This is a genomic window from Halorubrum sp. SD690R, from assembly GCF_005435035.1.
Taxonomy (GTDB): Archaea; Halobacteriota; Halobacteria; order Halobacteriales; family Haloferacaceae; genus Halorubrum; species Halorubrum ezzemoulense.
On sequence record NZ_SGTV01000082.1, the window covers coordinates 1 to 1,480 of the forward strand.

A 1,480-nucleotide genomic window follows, 5' to 3' on the forward strand; every position below is an offset into this window, starting at 1 on the left:
TGTGGAAGTTGAGACTACAGCGGGTGTGAGATGTGTGATTTCGACTGAATCGGTGCGCAAACCTCGGTTGAGCGATGCCTCCGAGAGCGGTTTCGTATCGGTCATCGAACCATTACGGGAACTGACCGACTATCACGAGAGCGCTGCCGCTCACGAGTCGAGGCACCCTCTGAGTCTTAGATGGTCGCTACCCGATCCCTGTCTCCTGCCGGAGCAATGTCAGCGTGTTCTGCGCCGTTACAACGGGTTCACGGTCGTACACACCGCCTTTCTCACACTGAAACAGCATATCGATCCCCCGCCAGATCGAATACAGGAGACACGCAAACGCGAAATAGAAGAATCGCAGCACGAAATCTTTCGACGTTGTCGCTGCCATGAACCGCTTGATCGACTTGTAGCCGCGCTCAATGTCCCAGCGGTTCCCATATTCTGTGATCGCGCTGGGGTTGCCGTTAGTCATGAACACGGCGTACTGCCCGTAATCCGTCCGGTCCGAGTTCTTCTTTCGACGGTACTGGAGCGTCGTCTCGTGCCACTCGTTGTTCCCCAGATGGAGTTTGCGGTCGGTGACGTAGCGGTCTTGGTCGCGCTGAAGCAGTCGTTTGGCTTGGGCTTTCTCGCTGGTGTGCATCCGCTTTGGTACGACATATGTGACCCCCCGGTCGGCTATCGCTTCGAGAATATGCTGGCTGTCGAACTCTCGGTCCATGAACACGCGGTCAACGTCGACAAGCCCCATTGCCGAATCGAGGAGATCCTCGACGATCTCTAGGCGGGTGTCACCCTTCCGGATGGGACGTGCGTCGAGAACCAGTGGTACGGAATCACCGACGATCTGGACGGTCGCCCACTGATAGGCGTACTCGGCGGTCTTCTCTTTCGTGCCGATGATCTCGTCTTCGTGGCCCGTCCGGTCACCGGTGAACGGGTCAGCTTCCGTCGTGTCGATAGCGATGCAGCTACGCTGGTACAGGCTTCGCATCTGGGCCGTCCGATTGACGAGTCGCTGGGCAGCCTCGTGATACATCTCACGGATGCGCTCGATAGACAGGGATCGTATCTGGTCTCGATGATTATGACCGAGAGGCGTCCGCTCGCGTGTCGTGTCGTAACGGAAGCTGCGAGCGCCCTCATTGGCAGCGAGGTTCTCTTGAAGGCCGAGATACGTTTGAAGGTTCCAAAACGCGTTCTCGTGGATAGCACAACCATTCGCACGGTCGAGCGAAAACACCGGATAGACGAGGTGGCTGACGTGAGTCGTGAGCTGTTGTTTGCGCTCGAACGCAGATGGGCCGGTCGGCTCGTCGTCATCGGTCTGGCGACGCGAAATTGTACGCGGCGGGGTCCGTGGAACCGAAACCCCAGCGTCGGACGCCTTGAAGAGGATCGTCCGCGCGGCAGTTTCGATACACTCGCGGAGGTCGGAGGTGAACCGATAGTGCCAACTCCGCCAGAGCGTCGACTGGTCGGGCACAGT

General features: G+C 58.3%; 1 protein-coding gene. It reads right to left on the bottom strand.

Features of this window, described 5'->3' with window-relative positions:
* Positions 1-187 precede the first annotated feature (187 nt).
* Positions 188-1,480 (bottom strand): transposase (locus EXE41_RS18465; RefSeq protein ID WP_137691776.1); only part of this gene is annotated, 1,293 nt, incomplete at its 5' end.